Source organism: Methylorubrum aminovorans, assembly GCF_022179725.1.
GTDB classification, from domain to species: Bacteria; Pseudomonadota; Alphaproteobacteria; order Rhizobiales; family Beijerinckiaceae; genus Methylobacterium; species Methylobacterium aminovorans.
In genome coordinates, this window is sequence record NZ_BPRC01000008.1 from 109,905 (window position 1) to 132,209 (window position 22,305).

Below are 22,305 nucleotides of genomic sequence, written 5' to 3' on the forward strand. Positions count from 1 at the left end.
CCGAACATGCCACCCGGCGCCGGTGACGGTGGCCAATCGCGCCGCGATGTGGCAGCGGGTTTTGGCATGATCAGCGATTACCGGACGACGGGGCGGCGATGACGGCGCAGGACGGAAACGGGCTCACCTACGCGCAGGCCGGCGTCGACATCGACGCGGGCAACGCGCTCGTCGAGACGATCAAGCCGCTGGTGCGCGCCACGCGCCGGCCGGGCGCGGATGCCGAGATCGGCGGCTTCGGCGGGCTGTTCGACCTCAAGGCGGCGGGCTTCAAGGACGCGATCCTGGTCGCGGCCAATGACGGCGTCGGCACCAAGGTAAAGATCGCCATCGAGACTGGGCGCCACCACACGATCGGCATCGACCTCGTGGCGATGTGCGTCAACGACATCATCGTGCAGGGTGCCGAGCCGCTGTTCTTCCTCGATTACTACGCCACCGGAAAGCTCGTGCCGGGCGTCGGCGCCGACATCGTGCGCGGCATCGCCGAGGGCTGCCGGCAGGCCGGCTGCGCCCTGATCGGCGGCGAGACCGCCGAGATGCCGGGCCTCTATGACGGTTCCGACTACGATCTCGCCGGCTTCTCGGTGGGCGCGGCCGAGCGCGGCACGCTGCTGCCGCGCCCCGGCATCCTGCCCGGCGACGTCGTTCTCGGCCTGCCCTCCTCGGGCGTCCACTCGAACGGCTTCTCGCTAGTGCGGCGGATCGTGGCCAAGACCGGGCTTGGCTACGACGCCGATGCCCCCTTCGCGCCGGGCCGGACCTTGGGCGAGGCGCTGCTGGAGCCGACCCGGATCTACGTGAAGCCGCTGCTCGCCGCCCTGAAGCGGGCCGGCGGCATCAAGGCGCTCGCGCATATCACCGGCGGCGGCTTCCCCGACAACCTCCCCCGTGTCCTGCCCGACGGCGTCGGCATCAATGTCGATCTGTCGGCGATCGCCGTGCCGCCGGTCTTCGGCTGGCTGGCGCGCGAGGGCGGCGTCGCGGAAGCGGAGATGCTGCGCACCTTCAACTGCGGCATCGGCATGGTGGTGGTCGCCGCCGCCGACGCGGCCGACGCCGTGGCCGATGCCCTGACCGAAGCCGGCGAGGCACCGGTCCGGCTCGGGCACATCACCGAGCGCGGCGCGGAGCCGGTGACGTTCACGGGGCAGTTGGCGCTGTGAGCGCTTCGACCCGAAAAAAGCGCGTCGCGATCCTGATCTCGGGCCGCGGCTCGAACATGGTCTCGCTGATCGAGGCGGCGCGCGCGCCAGACTATCCGGCCGAGATCGTGCTCGTGCTCTCGAACCGCCCCGACGCCGCCGGCCTCGACCGCGCGCGGACGGCGGGCATCCCGGCGCGCGCCATCGACCACAAGGCATTTTCCGATCGCGCCGGCTTCGACGCCGCGCTTCAGGCGGAACTGGAAGGGGCGGGCATCGAGCTGATCGTGCTGGCCGGCTTCATGCGCATCCTCACCGACGCCTTCGTGGAGGCGTGGGCGGGCCGGATGATCAACATTCACCCCTCGCTGCTGCCGCTGTTCAAGGGCACGCACACCCACGAGCGCGCGCTGGAAGCCGGCGTGCGCCTCCACGGCTGCACCGTGCACTACGTCGTGCCGGAGCTTGATGCCGGGCCGATCGTGGCCCAGGCCGCCGTGCCGGTGCTGCCGGACGACGATGCCGACACGCTTTCAGCCCGGGTGATCGTGCAGGAGCACCGGCTCTACCCGGCGGCGCTCGCCGTGATCGCGGGCGGCGGCGCCGTGCTGGAAGGAAGCCGGGTGCGCTTCACGGCGCGGGCGCGCGACGCGGGGGCCGCGATCCTCTCGCTCTGACCGGTTTCAGCTGACCGCTCTCGATTTCGAATCTCTCTTCGTCATTGCGAGCGTCAGCGAAGCGATCCAGCGGCGCGATCTTTCCGGACGAGGCAGCGCACTGGATTGCTTCGGCTTCGCCTCGCAAAGACGGGAGCGGGCACGTCGCCTTCGGCCGAGAACAGCAAAAAGGATCAGAAAAAGATCGGCCGCGCGCTCGCAGAATGCTCGACCAGCACCGCGCCGGTCACCGGATCGACCTCCTTGAGCACCGCGTCGTAGCCCCACAGATCGGCGAGGTGCTGAAGCACCCGCCGGGCGTCCTCCCGCTGCAGGGTGATGCGGTTGAGCGCCTTGTGATGGAGGATGAGCCGGCGGTCGCCCTCCAGATCGACGTCCACCACCTCGATATCGGGGTCGAGCCACGCCACGTCGTACTGCCGGGCGAAGGAGCGGCGCATCTTGCGGTAGCCGCGCTCGTCGTGGATCGCCTCGACCCGCATCTCCGGCTCGTCGGGATCGTCCACCACGTGGAACAGGCGCATGTCGCGCATCAATTTCGGGCTCAGGAACTGCGCGATGAAACTCTCGTCGCGGTAGTTCTCCCAGCAGTCGCGCAGCACCCCCATGGCGTCCCCGCGGCCGGCAATGTCGGGGAACCACTCGCGATCCTCTTGGCTCGGCTGCTCCACGATACGGGCGATGTCCTGCATCATCGCGAATCCGAGCGCGTAGGGATTGTGGCCGCCAAACGAGCGGTCGTCGAAGGTCGGCTGGCGAATGACGTTGGTGTGCGAGGTCAGGAACTCGAGATAGGCCGCCTCGCTGAGCTGCCCCTTCTGCGAGAGTGCGTTCATGATCCGGTAGTGGCAGTAGGTGGCGCAGCCCTCGTTCATCACCTTGGTCTGGCGCTGCGGGTAGAAGTACTGCGCCACGAGCCGGACGATCCGAAGGATCTCGCGCTGCCAGGGCCGCAGGCGCGGCGCCACCTTCTCCAGGAAGTAGAGGATGTTCTCCTGCGGCAGTTCGAGCAGCGCCCGGCGCCGCTCCAGTGCCGGGTCGCCCTTCTGACCGCCGGCCTTGGTCGGAAGCGTCCGCCAGAGGTCGTTGTAGATCTGCTCGCCGTGCTCCTCGCGCTCGCGCTCGCGCCGCTGCTCGCTCGCCAGATCCGGCCGCTTCTTGCGCGGGTAGCGGTGGACGCCCTGGCTCATGAGCGCGTGGGCGGCGTCGAGCACGTGCTCGACCGCCTGATGCCCGTAGCGCTCCTCGCAGCGGGCGATGTAGCCCTTGGCGAAGTCGAGATAGTCGAGGATGCCCTCGGCATCGGTCCACTGGCGGAACAGATAGTTGTTCTTGAAGAAGTGGTTATGCCCGAAGGCGGCGTGAGCGATGACGAGCGTCTGCATCGTCGCCGTGTTCTCCTCCATGACGTAGGAGATGCACGGATCGGAGTTGATGACGATTTCGTAGGCGAGCCCCATCAAGCCGCGGCGGTAGCTCGCTTCCTGCTGCGCAAAGTGCTTGCCGAAGGACCAGTGCTTGTAGAACAGCGGCATGCCGATCGAGGCATAGGCGTCGAGCATTTGCTCGGCGGTAATGATCTCGATCTGGTTCGGGTACCACGACAGGCCGAGTTCCGGCCCGGCCACCGCCTCGCAGGCGTCGTGGATGCGCCGGATCGTCTCGAAGTCCCAATCGTTGCCGGAAAACAGCAGCTCGCCCGGCTTCGGGGCGGTGGACTTCGTGCGGCTCAGGCTCGCGACCATGTCGGCCCTTCTCTTCGACGCTGTCTCGCCTCTCCTCGCGGAGCGGCCTATCGCTATGCCTCCGCCCGCGCGTCCTTGCGGCCGAACAGCTCGCGAAACACGGGGTAGATGTCGCGGCGGTGGTTTACCTTGCGCATGGCGAGCGGCTCGCCGGCCTTGGCCAAAGCCTCGTAGGTCCGCCACAGGGTGGTGCGGTGCTCGACGAAGCCGGCACGCGGGCCGTTCTCGTCGCCGACTTCGAGATAGGCGAAGTGCTGGCAAGCCGGCAGGATGTGCGCGCGCAGCAACTCCGTCGAGGTCGGCCCGTCGGAGGAGACGTTGTCGCCGTCCGAGGCCTGCGCCGCGTAGATGTTCCAGTCGTCGGGCGAGTAGCGCTCGGTGACGATGCGCTTCATCTCGACCAGCGCGGAGGAGACCAGCGTGCCGCCGGTCTCGCGGGAGCCGAAGAACGTCTCCTCGTCCACCTCCGTCGCCTTGTCGGTGTGGCGGATGAAGACGATCTCGACGTGCTTGTAGCGGCGCGTCAGGAAGATGTGCAGCAGGATGTAGAACCGCTTGGCCAGATCCTTCATGTGCTCGGTCATCGAGCCCGAGACGTCCATCAGGCAGAACATCACGGCCTGGGCGATCGGCTTCGGATAGGGCTCGAAGCGGCGGAAGCGCAGGTCGATCGGATCGACGTAGGGGATGCGCTTGGCGCGCTCGCGCAAACCGAACAGCTTGGTTTGCAGGTCGGGCAGGCGCGGATCGTTCGCGGCCTCGGCCGCGGCGATTTCCGCCTCAAGGGCCGCCACCTCTTCCAGCTTCGGCCGCTTGAGGGCGATGCGCCGGGACATCGAGTTGCGCAGGGTGCGCGACAGGGCGAGGTTCGCCGGCGAGCCCGAGACGGTGTAGCCGGCCCGGCGCAGCCCCTCGGTCTCGACGACGGCGAGGCGGCGCTTGGCGAGGTCGGGCAGTTCGAGGTCTTCGAGGAAGAGGTCGAGGAATTCCTCCCGCGTCAGGACGAAGTGGAAGGCGTCCTCGCTGTTCTCGCCTCCCTCGCCGCCTTCCCCGGAGCCGCCTCCACCCCCGCCGCCCGGCGGGCGCTCGATGCGGTCGCCCTCCACGTAGGTCTTGTTGCCGGGCAGGATGTAGTCTTGGTGCCCCGTGCCTGGCTGACGGGAGAAGCGCGGCTCGCGCACCCCGTCGCCCGGCACGGAGATGCGCCCGTCCTTGCCGAGATCCTTGATGTCCTTCTCGCGGGCGGATTCGCGCACCGCCCGCTGGGCGACGTCCTTGACCCGGCGCAGGAAGCGCTGGCGGTTGGGGAGGCTCTTTCCGCCTGGATTGAGCCGTCGATCGACGATGTGCATCCGGGGTCGCTCAGCGCCTGGTCTCACGTCCCTGGTCGAGGGACAAAGGTGCGGGAGTTGCGGCGGATGCCGGCGGGCCGAAGGCCCGCCTCAGCCCGCCTGCTTCACACGCATGTACCATTCCACGAGTCGCCGAACCTGCCGCTCGGTGTAGCCCCGGTCGGTCATGCGGTCGACGAACTCGCCGTGCTTCTTCTCGGTCTCGCTGTCCTTCTTGGAACCAAAGGAGATGACGGGAAGCAGTTCCTCGACCTGGGAGAACATCCGCCGCTCGATCACCTCGCGCAGCTTCTCGTAGGAGGTCCAGGACGGGTTGCGCCCGCCGTGCTGCGCCCGAGAGCGGAGCGCAAACTTCACCACCTCGTTGCGGAAATCCTTCGGGTTGGCGATGCCGGCCGGCTTCTCGATCTTGGTCAGCTCCTGGTTCAGGAGTTCGCGGTTGAGGAGCTGGCCGGTCTCGGCGTCCTTGAAGTCCTGATCCTCGATCCACGCATCGGCGTAGTCGATGTAGCGATCGAACAGGTTCTGCCCGTAATCGTGATACGATTCGAGATAGGCCTTCTGGATCTCGTGGCCGATGAACTCGGCGTAGCGCGGCGCGAGCTCGGTCTTGATGAACTCGATGTAGCGCTTCTCGGTCTCCGGCGGCAGTTGCTCGCGCCGGATCGCCTGTTCCAGCACGTACATCAGGTGGACGGGGTCCGCCGACACCTCCGTCGTGTCGTGGTTGAAGGTCGCGGCCAGCACCTTGAAGGCGAAGCGGGTCGAGATCCCGTCCATGCCCTCATCGACGCCGGCGGTATCCTTGTATTCCTGCATCGAGCGGGCGCGGGGATCGACCTCACGCAGCGACTCGCCGTCATAGACCCGCATCTTCGAGAACAGGTTCGAGTTGGCGTGCTCGCGAAGCCGCGAGAGAACCGAGAACCGGGCCAGCATCTCCAGCGTACCCGGCGCGCAGGCGGCCTGCGACAGCTCGGAACTCGAGATCAGCTTGTCGTAGATGCGCTGCTCCTCCGTGACGCGGAGGCAGTAGGGCACCTTGATGACGTAGATCCGGTCGATGAAGGCTTCGTTGTTCTTGTTGGTCTTGAACGACTGCCACTCAGCCTCGTTCGAGTGGGCCAGGATCACGCCGGTGAACGGGATCGCGCCGATATTCTCGGTGCCGACGTAATTGCCCTCCTGCGTCGCGGTGAGCAGGGGGTGCAGCATCTTGATCGGCGCCTTGAACATCTCGACGAATTCGAGAACGCCCTGGTTCGCCCGATTGAGGCCGCCGGAGTAGGAGTAGGCGTCGGGATCGGCCTGGGACAGCGTCTCGAGCCGGCGGATATCGACCTTGCCGACCAGCGAGGAGATGTCCTGATTGTTCTCGTCGCCCGGCTCGGTCTTGGCGATGGCGATCTGGCGCAGGCGCGAGGGCCGCACCTTGATCACCTTGAAGCGGGAGATGTCGCCGTCGAACTCGTCGAGGCGCTTCAGGGCCCAGGGACTCATCAGGCCGGTCAGCCGCCGACGCGGGATGCCGAAGCGCTCCTCGATCTCCCGGCCCATGGCCTCGGGGTCGAACAGGCCGAGCGGGCTCTCGAAGACCGGGGACACCTCGTCGCCGGCCTTGAGCACGTAGATCGGATGGACCTCCATCAGCGCCTTAAGGCGCTCGGCGAGCGACGACTTGCCGCCGCCGACCGGGCCGAGCAGGTAGAGGATCTGCTTGCGCTCCTCCAGCCCCTGCGCGGCGTGGCGGAAGAACGAGACGATCCGCTCGATCGTTTCCTCCATGCCGTAGAACTCGGCGAAGGCCGGGTAGACTCGGATCGTGCGGTTCATGAACACGCGGCCGAGGCGGGAATCGCGGGCCGTATCGACCATCTCCGGCTGACCGATGGCATCGAGGATGCGCTCGGCGGCCGAGGCGTACATCAGCGGATTGTCGCGGCAGGCCTCGAGATATTCGGAGAGCGTCATCTCCGTGTCGCGGCGCGCTTCATAGCCGCGAGCGAAGCTCTGGAACAGGTCGTTCGTCGAGTGCAGCGGCATTCGAACACCCCCTATCAGGCTGATGACAGCTTCATCCTGTCTCGGGTCGAACGCAACCGACATTGCGGGTTTTGTCGCACCGCCCACAGGAGGGCCGGTTTGCGTGGGAAACGGGACACACTCAAAGTTGGCCGGGATTTAGCGCAAGCTTAACCGGCTTCCGATAAGAAGCGCCCGCCCCCGGCCAGCGGCCGGAGGCTCTTGAAACCGATCGAAATTGCTGCGGCGCAGCGTAGCGGCGTCCGGAGCCGCCCTTCCGGATCAGAGATCGGTGCCGCTCTTCTTGTCGTCCTTGGGCTTGTCGGCCTTGTCGACGGTGATGCGGATGTCGCGCTTCTCGATCTCGCCGTCGGAATTCTTGATCTCGACCACGACGCCGTCGGAGCCGGTGTAGCCGCTGTTGGACTGGTAGAAGATCGCCTGGACCTCGGCATCCTTGTTCGGGCAGCGGTACTTGGCCGGGGTCTTGAGCTTGCCGGCTTTGGTGATGAGCGAGCCGGAGGTCGGCGGCGTCACCACCTTGATCTCGGGCATCGGACCGAGGGAGCAATCCTTCTTCAGGTTCGGCACGATGACGAGGCGGGCCTGCTTGCCGGCGGGCACGGTCTCGCTCTTGGTCACGGTGGTCTGCGCGAGAGCCGGCCCGGCGAGACCGAGCCAGGAGGCCGCAAGGGCGGTGGCGAGGGCAGCGGGCAGGGCCGCAAACGGCTTCGCGGCAGAGGTCGGCAGATCCATCGTCGGTTCCTTGAGCGTCGTCTCACACCCCGCCGGAGAGCAGCCGGACGATCCGGCCTCGACGCCGCAGGGCGCAATCGAGGATGTGGGGAGGTCGGCGGTCCGCGTCGAGGCTTGTCCGCCCGAATCTTGTCGGACGCGATGTACGGATCAGTGCTGCAACGCAGCGGCGACCGTGCCGGCCACGAGGGCGATCTGGGCCTCGTCGAGCTGCCCCGCCAGCGCATCGGTCAGCGCCTTCTCGACGCGCTCACGTTCGCCGAGATCGGCGAAGGGCACCGACGGGATGTCCCCGTCTGCAAGGTCGCAGGCTCGGCGGATGGTGTCGGCGGCTTTCAGCAGCGTTTCCCGGTCCGCCGGGCCCATGTCCCAGAGCGGCGCCCGCAGCCGGCTGATGACCCGCCGCGCGTCGCGGTACTCGCGGTCCACCGTGGTCGAGGCTTCGATCTGGCTGACGAGGAACATCAACTCCAGAACCTCATTGGCCGCTTCCGGGCAAGCGCGCACGATCCGCATCACGCGGGCGATGAGTTCCTGGGTCGGCGACATCCGGGAGCGAGGGGGAGCCATGGCGCCTCAACGCCGATCCGCCGGTAAAGTTCAGCTCATATCTGCGCGCGACGGCGCGGGAGCGGACGGAAATCCGTGAGGCGGGCCAATGCCTTGCGCACAAGCAAGTTGCAACAGGGTCAGGCGGCCTCGTGATCCGCCTCGTCGAGGCCCGCGAGCAGGGCCCGGCAGGCCCGCAGTTCGGCGAGCGCTCCTTCCAGTGCGCGACGATCCGCAGCGGCAGCCTCGACGCTGTCTTCGTCCCGGTCGGGACCGGTCGGGGCGCCGACCTCGACCTCGCCGCGGCCGAGCGCCTGGACGAAGCGCACGCCGTTCTCCTTGAGGACGCGCTGCGCCCCGCGGATGGTGTAGCCCTGCCCATGGAGCAGCCGGCGCACGCCCTTGAGAAGATCGACGTCATCGGGCCGGTAATAGCGCCGCCCGCCGGCCCGCTTCATCGGCTTGATCTGGTTGAACCGGCTCTCCCAGAACCGCAGCACGTGCTGGGGTACGCCGAGTTCCTCGGATACCTCGGTAATGGTGCGGAAGGCGCCGGGGCTCTTCTCGCCGCGCTCCTCGTCGGCGGGCGATTCGAGAGACAGGGATTCCAGCGGCAGTCCCATCGGCAGTCCCATGGCAGCGCCTCACACCGATCCTTGCGTCAACAAGCCGGGACAGCCCAGCCGGCTCACTCGTCCTCGTCCGCGTCGAGCCCGTTGACGTGGCCGCCGTTGATGCGCGCTTTGAGCACGTTCGAGGGCTTGAACACCATGACCTGCCGCGGCTCGATCTCGACCTCGACCCCGGTCTTCGGGTTGCGGCCGATGCGCTTGCCCTTGGAGCGCACAACGAACGAGCCGAACGAGGACAGCTTCACCGTCTCGCCCTGGGACAGGCAGTTGCAGATCTCGCCCAGGACCGTTTCGACCAGGGCAGCCGATTCGGCCCGCGACAGGCCAACCTGCTGGTAAACGGCCTCGCTCAAATCCGCGCGTGTGACCGTCTTGCCTGCCATGCGCTCCCCCTCCGGCCGAGTTTTTTGCCACCGCACCGTCCTTTTCGGGACGTGCGGAGGCTCTCTCCGCTCACCTGCCGGGCGAGCCCCTCGAAACGGGATCTCGCCATGTATCTCTATGATCGGACACGCTAATCGGCAGAGGGACGACGGTCAACAGAACCTTGCGGTTGACACAAAAACCTGGGGCCCAGTCCGGGACGCTTCGCGCTACCACCGGATGAGCGCGGCACCCCAGGTAAAGCCGCCGCCGATCGCCTCGATCATGACGAGGTCGCCCTCACGGATACGCCCGTCGCGGCGGGCGGCGTCCAGCGCCAGGGGAATCGAGGCGGCCGAAGTGTTGCCGTGGCGATCGACGGTGAGCACCACCTTCTCGCGGGCGATGCCGAGCTTGTCGGCCGACGCCTCGATGATCCGCCGGTTGGCCTGATGCGGCACGAACCACGACAGCTCGTCGGCGGTGGTGCCGGAGGCGCGAAACGCCTCCTCGATCACGTCCGTGACGGAGCCGACGGCGAAGCGGAATACCTCGCGGCCCTCCATGCGCAGCTTGCCGGTGGTACCGGTCGAGCCGGGCCCGCCATCGACGTAGAGCTTGGCCCGGTGGCGCCCGTCCGAGCGCAGGCAGCTCGACAGCACGCCGCGGTCGGCGTTGGTGCCCTCCCCATCGCGGGCCTCCAGCACGATGGCCCCCGCGCCGTCGCCGAACAGGACGCAGGTGGTGCGGTCCTCCCAATCGAGCAATCGCGAGAAGGTCTCGGCGCCGACGACGAGGGCGCGCTTGGCCCCGCCCGTCGCGAGGTACCGGTCGGCGGTGGCCACCGCGTAGACGAAGCCGGCGCAGACCGCCTGGAGGTCGAAGGCGAAGCCGCCCTCGATCCCGAGGGCCGCCTGGATCTGGGTGGCGGTCGAGGGGAAGGTATGGTCGGGCGTCGAGGTCGCGCAGATCACGAGGTCGATGTCGGCGGGCGAAAGCCCGGCATCATCGAGCGCCGCGCGCGCCGCACGGGTGCCGAGCACCGACGTCGTCTCATCGGGACCCGCGATGTGGCGCTGGCGGATGCCGGTGCGCTGGACGATCCATTCGTCGGAGGTTTCGATCCCGCGCTCGGCGAGGTCTGTGTTCGTGACGACGGTTTCGGGCAGATACGCCCCGCAGCCGACCACGACGGAGCGCCGATGCGCCATCAGATCCGTCCTTTTCTCACTTCTGTGCCAAGCTGGCATCGAGCCCGGCGTCCATACCGGCGGCGACCGCCGGCGTCTGTTCCAGCATGTCGCGAATCGTCCGCATCAGGTCGTAGCGCGCCATGTCGTGGGCAAGGTCGACCGCCGCCGCGAAGCCTTGCGCGTTCTCCGAACCGTGGCTCTTGATGACGATGCCTTCCAACCCGAGGAAGACGCCGCCATTGGCCCGGCTCGGATTCATTTTCTCGCGCAGCGCCGCGAAGGCCTGGCGGGCGAACAAGTAGCCGATCTTGGCCGACAGCGTCCGCCCCATCGCCGCCTTCAGGTAGGAGGCGATCTGCTTGGCGGTGCCTTCGGCCGTCTTCAGGGCGATGTTGCCGGTGAACCCCTCCGTCACCACCACGTCGGTGGTGCCGCGGCCGAGATCGGTGCCCTCGACGAAGCCGTGATAGCTGAAATTCGCCGGCTCCGACTCGCGCAGGAGCCGGGCGGCCTCCTTGACGGCCTCGTTGCCCTTCATCTCCTCGGTGCCGACATTGAGCAGGCCCACGGTCGGCCGCTCGACGTCGAGAACGATGCGGGCCATGGCCGAACCCATCACCGCCATCTCGACCAGATGCTCGGCATCCGTGCCGATGGTGGCGCCGACATCGAGCACCACGCTCTCGCCGCGCACCGTCGGCCACAGGCAGGCGATGGCCGGGCGCTCGATGCCGGCCATGGTCTTGAGGCAGATCTTCGACATCGCCATCAGCGCGCCGGTATTGCCGGCCGAGACCGCGGCCTGGGCCTCGCCGTCACGCACGGCCTGGATCGCCCGCCACATCGACGACTTGCCCCGCCCCTGGCGCACCGCCTGGCTCGGCTTGTCGTCCATGGCGACCGAGACGGTGGTGTGGCGGATCTCGACGGCGCCTTTCAGGCGCGGCTCGGCCTCGACCAGGGGACGCACCACCGCCTCGTCGCCGAACATAATGAAGTGAAGTTCAGGGTGCCGCTCGCGGGCGATCGCCGCACCGGGCACGACGGTCGTGGGGCCATGGTCGCCGCCCATGGCGTCGAGCGAGATGCAAACGCGGTTCGACATGGTTCCTTCGGGGCGCCGCGGCGAGGAGCCGGCGGGCAGCGAGCGTGAAGGGGCATCACGGGCCCCGGAATCGGCGGCGCAAAATAGCGGCAGCGCCCCGCCGGGCAAACAAAATCTCAATTTTCGTTGTACCGGCCCCTACCAAGGGGCAGGCCCACCGCTCACTCGCTGCTTTGGCCGAGCTTGGCCCGCAATGCGGCCAGATCGGAGAACGGCAGCGGATCCTCGCCGACGGTGACCGGCTCGAAGGCGACGCCGGGCTTGCGCGGATAGGGATCGAGGCCGAGCGCGAGGAACTCGGCGGTCAGCACGCCGAAATCGACGCGCCCGTTCACGATCGGATCGGGCAGATCGACCTCCTCGGCCTCGGTGCACTCTAGGATATCGGCATTGGTGAACTCCACCTCGATCGGCTCGGAAACCTTCGCCTCGAACGGCTCCAGCGTCACCGTGCAGACCTGCGTCACGACCGCCTCGACCCGGCCCACGGCGCGCAGCCGGGTGAGCGAGCCGCTCAGGGCGAAGCGGCCGATGAGGTCGCGGATCGCCGGGATCTTGAAGTCGCGGGCCAGCGCCTCGCATTCCGCGGGCGTGGCCTCGACGACGATCTCGGCGCGGTCCTTGGGCAGGCGTTCGACATTGACGGAGCGGGAGAGCGGCCCCTCGGGCTTCGGCGTCATCGATGGTCTCCTGATACATCGGGCGCGGCCGCGGGCTCGGGGAAGCGCGGCCCCTCCCCCAGCAGGCCGTCGAGATCCTGCGCCGCCAGTGCCGCCGCGGCGGTCTCGACATAGGCGGCCAGCGGGCCCGCGGCCCCGGCCTCCGTGCCGTCGAGCACGTTGCGGGCGAGCGCCGCGGCGAGCGCCGCGCGGTCGGCAGCATCGAGCGCCGCGCCATAGGCCCCGGCACGCGCATAGAACGAGGCGCCGAGCTTCTTGATGCGCTTGGGCACACCCATGTCGCCGATGCCGAGTTCGCGCAAAGAGGCGTCGAGCTGCATGAAGACGGAATCGACCAGATCCTGCGCCACGTCCGCGGCGGGCGGGGGCAACTGGCCGAGGCGGCGCAGCACGAGGATGACGTGCAGGCTCAAGGCCTCGAACCGGCCCTCCACCGTGTCGGGCACGCCGAGCGCGGTGTAGAGGCCGGGTCGACGCCCGGCCTCGCCGATCCTCTGATGCAATGCCCGGACGGTGCGGCGGCGCCGGTCGGCGCGGCGAAACAGGCCCGCGATCATACGTTCCACCGGTTGGGCCGGCGCTGTGGCCGAGCTTGCCTTGTCAAAGCCATAACCCCGCGGTACGGCAACCGCGGACCAGGGTGCAAGTCCGAAGACGCGCGAGTTGAAACGCGCCGCGGATGCAGGCCCTTTTTGGCAGGAAATCAGGGGGGCCGATGTCGCGCCGTCTCGTCTCGTCGCTTGCCCGCGCGGCCGTTTTCGGCTCCGTCGCGATCGGCGTATCAGGCTGCATCGGCGAGGATATCCGCCACGGCTATCAGATCGACCAAGCCGCACTGGCCACGGTGAAGCCGGGCATGAGCGCCGAACAGGTGCTCCAGATCCTCGGCACCCCGTCGACCGTCTCCACCGTCGGCAACAAGTCCTGGTACTATATCAGCCAGAACACCCGCCGCACGGTGATGTTCCTCGGCGAGCAGATCGAGGACCAGAAGGTCACGGCCGTCTACTTCAACGCCGGCATGAAGGTGGAGCGCGTGGCGCTCTACGGCCTGCAGGACGGGCGCGTGTTCGACTTCATCGAGCGCACGACCCCGGCCAGCGGCGCCGATCGCGCCTTCATCAGCCAGCTCTTCCGCGGCCTGACCCGCTACGAGCCGTTCGGCAGCGGCTCCGGTACCTCGGTCGTCCCCGGCGCCCGCGCCGGTCAGTAAGCACGTCGGCTCGGGCCTGCGAGGGCCCGCACCACATCGCTCGGTTCGGCAAACAGGTAGGCCGGCGCCACGCCGGCCAGAGCCTCGGGGCTGTTATAGCCCCAGGCCACCGCGGCGAAGGCACAGCCGGCCCGCGCCGCCGCCTCGGCGTCGCGAATCTCGTCGCCCACTGCCAGCATCTCAGCGGGGTCGAAGCCCGCCGTCCGCGCGACCGCGCGCAGATGGCGCGCCTTGCCGAACAGCGCGGCGCCGCAATCGAAGTGGCGGATCAGCCCGGCCGCCCCCCGTAGCGCCCGGCGCACATTCGCCTCGCTGTTAGAGCTGACGACGGCGAGTGCGATCCCAGCCGCATCGAGTTCCGCCAGCATCTCCGGCACGCCGGGAAACAGCCGCACCTGCCCGGCTTCGCGGGTCGCGAGCGCGCGCATGTGGCGGGCGATCAAGGGCACCTTCCAGACGGGAATGCCGAGATCCTTCAGGATCGCCCGCGCGCCCAGGCCGCGTAGCCGCTCGGTCTCGCCCGCCTCGACCCGGCGGAAGCGGTAGCGCGCCGCCACATCGTTGAGGTTGGTGCAGAACCAGGGGAAGGTGTCGGCGAGGGTACCGTCGAAGTCGAAGGCGACAAGGCGGTAGTCGGCGGCCGTGGCCCCCTCCGATGTGGTGACGCTCACGGGATCTCAGCCTCTAGACGGACGAAGGCGGCCCCGCTTCCGCGAAGCCGCCTTGCCTGACGATCGTGCGAGCGGCCCGCGGGCCGCTCTCGGTTCACGCCGCCTTCTGCGACGCGGTCGGATAATCGACGTAGCCTTCCGGTCCCTGGCTGTACCAGGTCTTCATGTCGTCCTTGGCGAACGGCAGGCCCTTGGCGATGCGCTGGACCAGATCGGGATTGGCGATGTAGGGCCGGCCGAAGGCGATGGCGTCGGCCTCACCCGAGGCGACCGCCGCCTTGGCGCGCTCGGCGTCGTAGTCGCAGTTGAGGATGACCGGACCGCCGAAGCGCTCCTTGATCACGGGCGCCACCGGCGGCACCGTCGCTTTGCCGAAGGTGCCGTCCGGACCTGGCTCGCGCATCTCGATGAAGGCGAGGCCGACGCGCTCCATCATCTCGGCGGCGAGACCGAAGACCTCGTGCGGGTTGGAATCATCGACGCCCTGGATCGGGCCGTTGGGGGAGAAGCGGATGCCGGTGCGGTCCGCACCGACCACGCCGGCCACCGCCTGCGCCACCTTGGTCACCAGCCGCACCCGGTTCTCGGGCGAACCCCCGTAGCGGTCGCTCCGCTTGTTGCTGCCGTCGCGGATGAACTCGTCGAGCAGGTAGCCGTTCGCCGCGTGGATCTGCACGCCGTCGAAGCCCGCCGCCACGGCGTTCCTCGCCGCGCGCTCGTAATCGGCGATGAGGCGCGGGATCTCGTCCTCGCGCAGGGCACGAGCCTGGCTGTAGGGCTTCTTGCCCGAATAGGTATGCGCCTCGTCCGGCGCGGTAGCGACCGAGGGAGCGACCGGCGGCTCGCCGCCGAGGAAGTCGGAATGGACGAGGTAGCCCATGTGCCAGAGCTGGCAGACGATGCGCCCACCCGCGTCATGCACCGCCTTCACCACCGGCTTCCACGCCTCGGTCTGCTCGTCGGACCAGATGCCCGGCGCATAGGGCCAGCCGAGCCCTTCCTGGCTGATGCCGGTGGCCTCGGAGATGATGAGGCCGGCATCGGCACGCTGGGCGTAGTACTCGGCCATGAGCGGCGTCGGTACGTGGGTCCGCGTCCCGCGGGCACGGGTCAGCGGGGCCATGAGGATGCGGTTCGGCAGCTTCAATGCGCCGAGCGTAATCGGATCGAACAATGAGGGCATTCGAGACTCTATCTGGAGGGGGCGGCTCTCGGCAGCGCTGTGGTGTCAGCGCGAGGGCGGCCTTCGGATGGCCTCAACCTTGTATTCGTCCCGCCGGTTCGCCAGTGCGCTGGCGCACCTGCGCCGCGGCGCACAAATCGGCGTGAACCGAGCGGCTAACCTTCCGTCAGCGCGATCTCGTAGCACCACGCCTCCATGCCATCCTCGTAATAGTCCGCCTTCGTCCCGGTGCGCGCATAGCCGCCCCGCTCGTAGAGCCGGATGCCGCTGCCGTTATCGGCCCGCACCTCCAAGCGCAGCCGCTGGCAGCCGTGGGCTCGAGCATCGAGTTCGGCCGCCTGCAGCAGGCGGCGTCCGAGCCCGAGGCCGATGCGGGCGGGCGCGACGGCGAGCGAGGAGAGCCGGGCGACGCGGCTCGTACGCCGCCGCTCGATGGTGGCGGCGCCGACGAGGATCTCGGCCTCGCCGCCCTCCCCCGGCTCGCGCACGACCGCGACGAGGAGGGTCATGCTGGGCGAGCGGATGGCATGGCGGATCGCCCGCCGCTCGGCCCGATCCGTGGTGAAGGCGGCGTGTTCGAGCGCGATCAGCGCGTCGAGGTCGGCGAGGCGCGCGGGCCGGATCTCCACGGGAAGCCGCGCGGCGCTACGCTCGCGGCGCGTACTCACGCCGCGCTCCAGGGAAAGGACCACGTCTCGGTCAGCGCCTGATCGCCTTTTCTCAAGTAAGCCCGCAATTCGGTGGTGCTCGGCCCGTCGAGCCGCACGTCGAGGGCGACGCGATAGCCGCCGATATGGGGGTTGGGCACGATCGAGGTCGCGGTGATGCGGCCCTGACTCGCGCTGGCGACGATCTCGGGCGGCGATGCCTCGTCCAGGCCCTTACCCAGGTCCCCGCCGCCGAAATCGATCAGGAAGCGCCGGCTGCGCAGGGCGGCCGGATCCCCGGCCTTGCGCGCGGCGCCGCTCGCGGCGGGTTCGGCGATGAAGGTGTTCAGCACCTTGCCGTTCGGGTGAAGATCCTCGCCCGTATGCGCGCGGATCGTATAGGCGAGCCGCACCGGCCGGCCGGCGGGATAGGGCTGCTTCGGGCGCCAGAAGGCGACGATATTATCGGCCGTCTCGTTGTCGGTCGGCAGTTCCATCAGCACGACGCTGCCCTCACCCCAGGCGCCTTCCGGCTCGACGAAGTAGCCGGGCCGCCGCTCGTAGCCGGCTTCCAGATCCTGGTAGTTGGCAAAATGCCGGTCGCGCTGCATCAGCCCGAACCCCTTCGGGTCGCGGTCGAGGAAGGTCGAGATCCGCCGATTCTGCGGATTGTCGAGCGGCCGCCACAGCCACTCGCCGGAACCGGTGGCGATCTGGAGCCCGTCGGAATCGTGCAGCTCCGGGCGGTAATCGTCGCTGTGGCCGCGATCGGTCTCGCCGATGAAGTACATCGATGTCAGCGGCGCGAGACCGATCGATCCCAGATCCTGCCGCGGGTAGAGCACGGCGCTCACCCGCGTCGTCGTGTTCCGTCCCGGCTCGACCGTGAAGCGGTAGGCGCCGGCGACCGAGGGGCTGTCGAGCAGGGCGTGGATCGTCAGAGCCCGGGCACCCGCAGTCGGCACCTCGATGAAGAAGGCGCGGAAGAACGGAAACTCCTCCTTGTCGCCCTCCGTGCCGATCGCCATGCCGCGGGCGGAGAGGCCGTAGAGCTGGTCCTGACCGAGGAAGCGGAAGTAGCTGGCGCCGACGAAGACGATGAGTTCGTCGAGGCGGTCGGGCCGGTTGAGCGGCGCGTGGATGCGGATGCCGGCGAAGTTCAGGTCACGCGGCAGCGTCCCCTCGATCCGTGTGCGGCCGAAATCGAACAGGGCCGGATCGTAGGCGATCGGCGTGCTGATCCCGTCGCGCACGAGACTCACCGCGACGGGCCGTGGATACAGGAAGCCGCGGTGGAAGAGCTGGAGCCGGAACGGCCCGCCGGCCTCACCGAGAAAGGCACGCTCCTTCCGGAAGCGGATGTCGCGATAGGCATCGTAATCGAGACCCGCCAGCGGCGCCGGAAGCGGTGGGAAGCTCCCATCGAAGGGCTGTGCGGCGAGCGCCTGCGCCCAACGCTCGACCACGCCGGGCTCGAATGGAAGGCTCTTGCCTTCGTCTTGCGCGAGAGCTGCGGCCGGCAGGGAGGCGGCGAGACCGAGAGCGGCCAGCCCCGACATCACGACCCGGCGGGACGGTGCGTCCATCGGTGTCATCTCGTCGGCCTGGTCTTTGGCGAAGCGGGTGCCTTTGGCGCAGATCATGACCCCATCCCGAAATGCCACGGTTCAATGGCTGCTTCGGTCGGGCTTGGAAAGGGGTCGTCCGAGCCGGCGCGACGGGTCGGTGCGTCTTCCGCGCCACAATCCTCGACTCCGCCCGTCGATCCCCGAAATCCAGAGCGAAGAGTGCCTTTTTCCCTTGTGGTCGGGGACGCTCGGCCGTATATCGCCCCTGCCCAATTTCGCACGTGCCTGTGGCCGCGTGCCGGTTGGTGGGCATCCGGTCAACTGCCGGACAGCCGCCAGGGGTCTTAAAGGATCGATGGTCGTAAAGGGTGGATCCCTACGGCCGGCATCCGGGTGGCGACACCAGACCCTAACAACAACCGGCAGCCGGAGGCGAAACCGGCGAACCCCGCTCTCCACGGGGGACGCAGCTTAAAGCAACGACGAACGGGCTTTTTTGGTCTCGCCGGCTCCTCCAAAGGCCGGCACCGAAGAGGCTTGTTTATCCTTGCCCGGCGTGCGGTTGGGGTTCCCCCATCCAATCCACGGCAGCTTCCGGGGTGCTCTCGCGCCCGCTGACCGGTTCGCGTCTCCACAGCGCGAAGCGGAAGCGACGCATCGCCCCTGACGCCGACGGCTCGTTCTCGGGCCGTCACGATTCGATCTCGCGCCCGAGCGATGGCGCCTCGAACCTGTGGTGGGGACGACCAATGACCGATCGCATCCGCGATTACCTGCGCGCGCGCCGTGACCTCGGCCGGGACGAGGGTCCGGTGATGGTGCTCGACCTCGATGTCGTGCGCGAGAACTATACCGCCTTTGCCCGCGCGCTTCCCGACACCCGCGTGTTCTACGCCGTGAAGGCGAACCCGGCGGCGGAAGTGCTGCGCCTGCTCGCCGAGATGGGCTCCTGCTTCGATACGGCCTCCGTGGCCGAGATCGAGATGGCGCTTTCCGCCGGCGCCACCGCCGACCGCGTCTCCTTCGGCAACACCATCAAGAAGGAGCGCGACGTAGTGCGCGCGCTCAAGCTCGGCATCCGTCTCTTCGCCGTCGATTGCCAGGCTGAAGTCGAGAAGATCTTCCGCGCCGCCGGTGAGGCCGGTGTCGAGACGGGTGACGTGCAGGTCTTCTGCCGCATCCTCTGCGACGGTGCCGGCGCCGACTGGCCGCTCTCGCGCAAGTTCGGCTGCGAACCGGAGATGGCGGTGAACGTGCTGGAGCACGCCCACCGGCACGGCCTGCACGCCTACGGCGTCTCGTTCCATGTCGGCTCGCAGCAGGCCAACACCGAGGCTTGGGACGGGGCGCTCGCCTCGGCGTCCGAGATCTTTCGCGAATGCGCTCTGCGCGGCATCGGCCTGTCGATGGTCAATCTCGGCGGCGGCTTCCCGACCAAGTACCTCAAGCAGGTGCCGGGCGTGGAAACCTACGGCGACGCGATCTTCCGTGCGCTCACCAAGCATTTCGGCAACCGCATCCCGGAGACGATCATCGAGCCGGGCCGCGGCATGGTCGGCAATGCCGGCATGATCGAGGCCGAGGTCGTGCTCGTCTCCAAGAAGTCGGAGGCCGAGGACGAGGTGCGCTGGGTCTATCTCGACATCGGAAAGTTCGGCGGTCTCGCCGAGACCATGGACGAGTCGATCCGCTACGCGATCAAGACCGACCACGACGAGGACCGCATGGCGCCGTGCGTCGTCGCCGGCCCGACCTGCGACTCGGTCGACGTGCTCTACGAGAAGAACCACTACCCGCTGCCGGTCTCCCTCTCGATCGGCGACAAGGTGTGGATCGAGGGCGCGGGCGCCTACACCACGACCTATGCCGCGGTCGCCTTCAACGGCTTCCCGCCGCTCGAGCAGATCGTGATCTGATCACGACCTAATCCCTGGATGGCCTCGCTTCGGCGAGGCCGACGCCGGTCAGGCTTCGTTCACGCCTTTTCCGTCAGAACAGCCGCGCGCCCCATGGGGCGCGCTCTCGACGTGTCCCGGACGGCCTGCCCTTACGGCAGGTGCGAGGGCTGTTTCTTCCCGCTTGTCAGCGACCTGGGAGGGTACGGCCGTGATCCAGATCCGCGATGAGATCGCCTCCGACGTCGCAGCGCGCGAGCACCTGCTCGACGCCTGCTTCGGCTCGAGCCGCTTCCTGAAGACCTCCCAGCGCCTGCGCGAGGGGCGCCTGCCCGCGCGCGGTCTCGCTCTCTCGGCCGTGCAGGGCGAGAAGCTCGTCGGCACCGTGCGGCTGTGGGATGTCGAGACCGACTGCGGCCGTCCGGCCTTGCTGCTCGGCCCGCTCGCAGTCGATCCGGCGCTTCAGGGCGCCGGCCTCGGCGGTTCGCTGATGCGCGAAGTCCTCGCCAGGGCGACCGAGTGCGGGCACGGGGCCGTGCTGCTCGTGGGCGATGCGCGCTATTACGCCCGCTTCGGCTTCACGCAGGCGAAGGCCGACGCCCTCTACATGCCCGGCCCGTTCGAGCGCGAGCGCTTCCTCGGTCTCGAACTCAAGGCCGGCGCGCTGGCAGGGGCGGAGGGTGTACTGCGGGCGGCTGGCGCCTTCGAGGTGCTGCCGGAGGTCGCGGCCGAAGCCTCCGCCTTGGCTGCGCGACGACGCGCAGCCTGAGTCGAGGGCGGGTTGCGGCCGGCGCTCCCCGTCATGCGACGGCGCCTGAACCGGGATCCGCTCTCTTCCGAGCAGCGGGTCTCGGCCCGCCGCATCAGGTCTCGATCCATGGTCGGCCGATGGCTGTGATGCGGATCTCCCGCCTTAGCGGTGAGAGGGCCACGCCGCCGCGGAGAAGGACAACCGGCTGGCGCTCTCATGGAAGGCACGGGCCTGACCGGCGGCCGTGCGGCTCGCGCGGACGAGAGCGGAAAGGAGGGTGATGATGCCCGGATCGCGGTCGAGCGGCTCGACTTCCGGATGGAGGGTCGGTGCAGTGAGGACGGTCAGCATGGCTCAGATCCCTTGTGCGTGCTGTCTGCCCTTGCGGCGTCTCTCCCTTGTTGCACCGCAATATAGGTTGGCCCGTCGCATCTGGCTTCAGCCCCGTCTCGGCCTCAGCTCTGCACTGGCCTCATAGCTGACGCCTGAGACCTTCACGATTCTGCAATATTCTCGTGACCGAGCCGGTTGACCCCGGGGCCTCGAGCCGTCATCCGCTCGTCATTTCCAAGCATCAAAGCACGCCGCTCGCGTTTCGAGCGCAAGCCCTGAGAAGGAGTGTCCGCGCCATGTCCGATGGTCCGCAGAAGGATTGGCCTGTCCACGGCCGCATCACCGGCCCGATCGTGATGATCGGCTTCGGTTCGATCGGGCGGGGAACCCTGCCGCTGATCGAGCGGCATTTCGAGTACGACAAGAGCCGCTTCACGGTCATCGATCCGGTCGATACCCATAAGGATCTGGCCGACAAGCACGGCATGCGTTTCGAGAAGGTCGCGCTGACCAAGGAGAATTATCGCGACGTCCTCACCCCGCTCCTCACCGAGGGCGGCGGCCAGGGCTTCTGCGTCAACCTTTCGGTCGACACCTCCTCGCGCGACATCCTCGAACTCTGCCGCGAACTCGGCGCGCTCTACATCGACACGGTGGCCGAGCCCTGGACCGGCTTCTACTTCGACAAGGACCTGAGCCAGGCCGACCGCACCAACTACGCGCTTCGCGAGAACATCCTCGCCGCCCGCCGCGCCGCGCCCGGCGGCCCGACGGCTGTCTCCTGCTGCGGCGCCAATCCCGGCATGGTCTCTTGGTTCGTCAAGCAGGCGCTCCTGAACATCGCTAAGGATACCGGCTCGACCACGCCCGAGCCGAAGACCCGCGAGGAATGGGCCGCGCTGATGCGCGAACTCGGCGTCAAGGGCGTCCACATCGCCGAGCGCGACACCCAGCGCGCCAAGACCCCCAAGCCCATGGGCGTTTTCGTCAACACTTGGTCGGTCGAGGGCTTCGTTTCCGAGGGCAACCAGCCGGCCGAGCTCGGCTGGGGCACGCACGAGACCTGGAAGCCGGCCAATGCCGAGGAGCAGACCAAGGGCTCGCGCTGCGCGATCTTCCTGCTTCAGCCCGGCGCCGACACCCGCGTGCGCACCTGGGTGCCGACCGCCGGTGCACAGTTCGGCTTCCTCGTGACCCATAACGAGGCGGTCTCGATCGCCGACTACTACACGGTCCGTGAGAACGGCGAGGCGGTCTACCGTCCGACCTGCCACTACGCCTACCACCCGGCCAACGACGCCGTGCTCTCGCTGCACGAGATGTGGGGCAATGCCGGCAAGGTGCAGGAGCACCAGCACATCCTCGACGAGGACGAGATCGTCGACGGCATCGACGAACTCGGCGTGCTCGTCTACGGCCACAAGAAGAACGCCTACTGGTACGGCTCGCAGCTCTCGATCGAGGAGACCCGCCGCGTCGCCCCCTACCAGAACGCCACCGGGCTTCAGGTGACCTCGGCCGTGCTCGCCGGCATGGTCTGGGCGCTGGAGAACCCGGAGGCCGGCATCGTCGAGGCCGACGAGATCGACTTCCGCCGCTGCCTCGAAGTGCAGACGCCGTATCTTGGGCCCGTGGTGGGCGTCTACACCGACTGGACTCCGCTCACCGACCGTCCGGGCCTGTTCCCGGAGGACATCGACCCGAGCGACCCCTGGCAGTTCCGCAACGTGCTCGTGCACGGCTGAAGGCTTCGAGGCTGAAGGCCGTTGGGGCCGCCCTGTCCGGGGCGGCCCTTTTTTGTTACGGTTCCGGCCTTCGAACAGGA

Annotated in this window: 22 protein-coding genes; 6 read left to right on the top strand and 16 right to left on the bottom strand. The window is 68.2% G+C overall.

The genetic code is table 11. From position 1 onward, the window contains the following. Positions 1-98: 98 nt before the first annotated feature. Entirely contained in the window at positions 99-1,166 is a 1,068-nt protein-coding gene (gene purM, locus MFF24_RS13075) for a phosphoribosylformylglycinamidine cyclo-ligase (RefSeq protein ID WP_238224828.1), read from the top strand. Continuing rightward, complete coding sequence (purN, locus tag MFF24_RS13080) at positions 1,163-1,822, top strand: phosphoribosylglycinamide formyltransferase (protein WP_238224830.1); 660 nt, start codon at positions 1,163-1,165, stop codon at positions 1,820-1,822. The genes purM and purN overlap by 4 nt, the downstream gene beginning before the upstream one ends. Before the next feature lie 173 nt (positions 1,823-1,995). Here the strand turns inward: purN and MFF24_RS13085 are convergent, their stop codons facing one another. From MFF24_RS13085 to MFF24_RS13135, 11 genes are all read right to left on the bottom strand, one after another. After that, a complete protein-coding gene (locus tag MFF24_RS13085) occupies positions 1,996-3,567 on the bottom strand; it encodes a SpoVR family protein (protein ID WP_238224832.1) in 1,572 nt (523 codons plus the stop codon). Positions 3,568-3,620: 53 nt separating this feature from the next. Continuing rightward, positions 3,621-4,919 (bottom strand): YeaH/YhbH family protein, encoded by a 1,299-nt coding sequence (locus MFF24_RS13090; RefSeq protein ID WP_238224833.1) that lies wholly within the window; start codon positions 4,917-4,919, stop codon positions 3,621-3,623. 90 nt (positions 4,920-5,009) lie between these two features. Continuing rightward, on the bottom strand, positions 5,010-6,962 hold the full coding sequence (locus MFF24_RS13095; protein ID WP_108939996.1) for a PrkA family serine protein kinase: 1,953 nt from the start codon (positions 6,960-6,962) through the stop codon (positions 5,010-5,012). Between the two features lie 261 nt (positions 6,963-7,223). Further along, the gene (locus MFF24_RS13100; protein ID WP_133089448.1) at positions 7,224-7,697 is read right to left on the bottom strand and encodes a 4-aminobutyrate aminotransferase; all 474 of its coding nucleotides are present in this window, start codon (positions 7,695-7,697) and stop codon (positions 7,224-7,226) included. 150 nt (positions 7,698-7,847) lie between these two features. Next, positions 7,848-8,267, bottom strand: a complete 420-nt coding sequence (locus tag MFF24_RS13105) for a hypothetical protein (protein WP_238224834.1) — start codon at positions 8,265-8,267, stop codon at positions 7,848-7,850. Between the two features lie 119 nt (positions 8,268-8,386). Beyond that, positions 8,387-8,869, bottom strand: coding sequence for a MerR family transcriptional regulator (locus tag MFF24_RS13110; RefSeq protein ID WP_238224919.1), 483 nt, complete (start codon positions 8,867-8,869; stop codon positions 8,387-8,389). A 65-nt stretch (positions 8,870-8,934) separates the two neighbouring features. Further along, positions 8,935-9,261 (bottom strand): integration host factor subunit alpha, encoded by a 327-nt coding sequence (locus MFF24_RS13115; RefSeq protein ID WP_108939993.1) that lies wholly within the window; start codon positions 9,259-9,261, stop codon positions 8,935-8,937. Positions 9,262-9,471: 210 nt separating this feature from the next. Next, complete coding sequence (locus MFF24_RS13120) at positions 9,472-10,452, bottom strand: beta-ketoacyl-ACP synthase III (RefSeq protein ID WP_238224835.1); 981 nt, start codon at positions 10,450-10,452, stop codon at positions 9,472-9,474. A gap of 16 nt (positions 10,453-10,468) precedes the next feature. Then, entirely contained in the window at positions 10,469-11,539 is a 1,071-nt protein-coding gene (gene plsX / locus MFF24_RS13125; protein WP_238224837.1) for a phosphate acyltransferase PlsX, read from the bottom strand. Positions 11,540-11,700: 161 nt separating this feature from the next. After that, complete coding sequence (locus MFF24_RS13130) at positions 11,701-12,219, bottom strand: YceD family protein (protein ID WP_238224838.1); 519 nt, start codon at positions 12,217-12,219, stop codon at positions 11,701-11,703. Next, positions 12,216-12,776 (bottom strand): ubiquinol-cytochrome C chaperone family protein, encoded by a 561-nt coding sequence (locus MFF24_RS13135; RefSeq protein WP_238224920.1) that lies wholly within the window; start codon positions 12,774-12,776, stop codon positions 12,216-12,218. The genes MFF24_RS13130 and MFF24_RS13135 overlap by 4 nt, the downstream gene beginning before the upstream one ends. A gap of 158 nt (positions 12,777-12,934) precedes the next feature. Between MFF24_RS13135 and MFF24_RS13140 the strand changes: the two genes are divergently transcribed. Continuing rightward, positions 12,935-13,432 carry an outer membrane protein assembly factor BamE gene (locus MFF24_RS13140; RefSeq protein ID WP_238224839.1) on the top strand — a complete coding sequence of 166 codons (498 nt, stop codon included), beginning with the start codon at positions 12,935-12,937 and terminating at the stop codon, positions 13,430-13,432. On the opposite strand, the gene MFF24_RS13145 is transcribed toward MFF24_RS13140, so the two are convergent. The 4 genes from MFF24_RS13145 to MFF24_RS13160 form a co-directional block, all read right to left on the bottom strand. After that, on the bottom strand, positions 13,426-14,103 hold the full coding sequence (locus MFF24_RS13145) for an HAD hydrolase-like protein (protein ID WP_238224840.1): 678 nt from the start codon (positions 14,101-14,103) through the stop codon (positions 13,426-13,428). The genes MFF24_RS13140 and MFF24_RS13145 overlap by 7 nt on opposite strands. A 94-nt stretch (positions 14,104-14,197) precedes the next feature. After that, the gene (locus tag MFF24_RS13150) at positions 14,198-15,286 is read right to left on the bottom strand and encodes an alkene reductase (RefSeq protein ID WP_108939986.1); all 1,089 of its coding nucleotides are present in this window, start codon (positions 15,284-15,286) and stop codon (positions 14,198-14,200) included. Between the two features lie 155 nt (positions 15,287-15,441). Further along, on the bottom strand, positions 15,442-15,954 hold the full coding sequence (locus tag MFF24_RS13155; protein ID WP_238224841.1) for a GNAT family N-acetyltransferase: 513 nt from the start codon (positions 15,952-15,954) through the stop codon (positions 15,442-15,444). Further along, a complete protein-coding gene (locus tag MFF24_RS13160; RefSeq protein ID WP_238224842.1) occupies positions 15,951-17,576 on the bottom strand; it encodes a glucan biosynthesis protein G in 1,626 nt (541 codons plus the stop codon). The genes MFF24_RS13155 and MFF24_RS13160 overlap by 4 nt, the downstream gene beginning before the upstream one ends. 674 nt (positions 17,577-18,250) lie before the next feature. Between MFF24_RS13160 and MFF24_RS13165 the strand changes: the two genes are divergently transcribed. Together MFF24_RS13165 and MFF24_RS13170 are read left to right on the top strand one after the other, a co-directional pair. Then, positions 18,251-19,417: a type III PLP-dependent enzyme gene (locus MFF24_RS13165; protein ID WP_108939984.1), complete on the top strand. Its 1,167-nt coding sequence runs from the start codon at positions 18,251-18,253 to the stop codon at positions 19,415-19,417. A gap of 190 nt (positions 19,418-19,607) precedes the next feature. After that, positions 19,608-20,165 carry a GNAT family N-acetyltransferase gene (locus tag MFF24_RS13170; protein WP_238224843.1) on the top strand — a complete coding sequence of 186 codons (558 nt, stop codon included), beginning with the start codon at positions 19,608-19,610 and terminating at the stop codon, positions 20,163-20,165. A gap of 144 nt (positions 20,166-20,309) precedes the next feature. Here MFF24_RS13170 and MFF24_RS13175 read toward each other — a convergent pair whose 3' ends face one another. After that, the gene (locus MFF24_RS13175) at positions 20,310-20,498 is read right to left on the bottom strand and encodes a hypothetical protein (protein WP_108939982.1); all 189 of its coding nucleotides are present in this window, start codon (positions 20,496-20,498) and stop codon (positions 20,310-20,312) included. Positions 20,499-20,776: 278 nt separating this feature from the next. Between MFF24_RS13175 and MFF24_RS13180 the strand changes: the two genes are divergently transcribed. Next, positions 20,777-22,225 carry a homospermidine synthase gene (locus MFF24_RS13180; RefSeq protein ID WP_238224844.1) on the top strand — a complete coding sequence of 483 codons (1,449 nt, stop codon included), beginning with the start codon at positions 20,777-20,779 and terminating at the stop codon, positions 22,223-22,225. Positions 22,226-22,305 lie beyond the last annotated feature (80 nt).

Coding starts and splice junctions, on each gene's coding strand:
- purM (WP_238224828.1), top strand. CDS start 99: ATGACGGCGCAGGACGGAAACGGGCTCACCTACGCGCAGGCCGGCGTC.
- MFF24_RS13085 (WP_238224832.1), bottom strand. CDS start 3,567: ATGGTCGCGAGCCTGAGCCGCACGAAGTCCACCGCCCCGAAGCCGGGC.
- MFF24_RS13090 (WP_238224833.1), bottom strand. CDS start 4,919: ATGCACATCGTCGATCGACGGCTCAATCCAGGCGGAAAGAGCCTCCCC.
- MFF24_RS13095 (WP_108939996.1), bottom strand. CDS start 6,962: ATGCCGCTGCACTCGACGAACGACCTGTTCCAGAGCTTCGCTCGCGGC.
- MFF24_RS13100 (WP_133089448.1), bottom strand. CDS start 7,697: ATGGATCTGCCGACCTCTGCCGCGAAGCCGTTTGCGGCCCTGCCCGCT.
- MFF24_RS13105 (WP_238224834.1), bottom strand. CDS start 8,267: ATGGCTCCCCCTCGCTCCCGGATGTCGCCGACCCAGGAACTCATCGCC.
- MFF24_RS13110 (WP_238224919.1), bottom strand. CDS start 8,869: ATGGGACTGCCGCTGGAATCCCTGTCTCTCGAATCGCCCGCCGACGAG.
- MFF24_RS13115 (WP_108939993.1), bottom strand. CDS start 9,261: ATGGCAGGCAAGACGGTCACACGCGCGGATTTGAGCGAGGCCGTTTAC.
- MFF24_RS13120 (WP_238224835.1), bottom strand. CDS start 10,452: ATGGCGCATCGGCGCTCCGTCGTGGTCGGCTGCGGGGCGTATCTGCCC.
- plsX (WP_238224837.1), bottom strand. CDS start 11,539: ATGTCGAACCGCGTTTGCATCTCGCTCGACGCCATGGGCGGCGACCAT.
- MFF24_RS13130 (WP_238224838.1), bottom strand. CDS start 12,219: ATGACGCCGAAGCCCGAGGGGCCGCTCTCCCGCTCCGTCAATGTCGAA.
- MFF24_RS13135 (WP_238224920.1), bottom strand. CDS start 12,776: ATGATCGCGGGCCTGTTTCGCCGCGCCGACCGGCGCCGCCGCACCGTC.
- MFF24_RS13140 (WP_238224839.1), top strand. CDS start 12,935: ATGTCGCGCCGTCTCGTCTCGTCGCTTGCCCGCGCGGCCGTTTTCGGC.
- MFF24_RS13150 (WP_108939986.1), bottom strand. CDS start 15,286: ATGCCCTCATTGTTCGATCCGATTACGCTCGGCGCATTGAAGCTGCCG.
- MFF24_RS13160 (WP_238224842.1), bottom strand. CDS start 17,576: ATGATCTGCGCCAAAGGCACCCGCTTCGCCAAAGACCAGGCCGACGAG.
- MFF24_RS13165 (WP_108939984.1), top strand. CDS start 18,251: ATGACCGATCGCATCCGCGATTACCTGCGCGCGCGCCGTGACCTCGGC.
- MFF24_RS13175 (WP_108939982.1), bottom strand. CDS start 20,498: ATGCTGACCGTCCTCACTGCACCGACCCTCCATCCGGAAGTCGAGCCG.
- MFF24_RS13180 (WP_238224844.1), top strand. CDS start 20,777: ATGTCCGATGGTCCGCAGAAGGATTGGCCTGTCCACGGCCGCATCACC.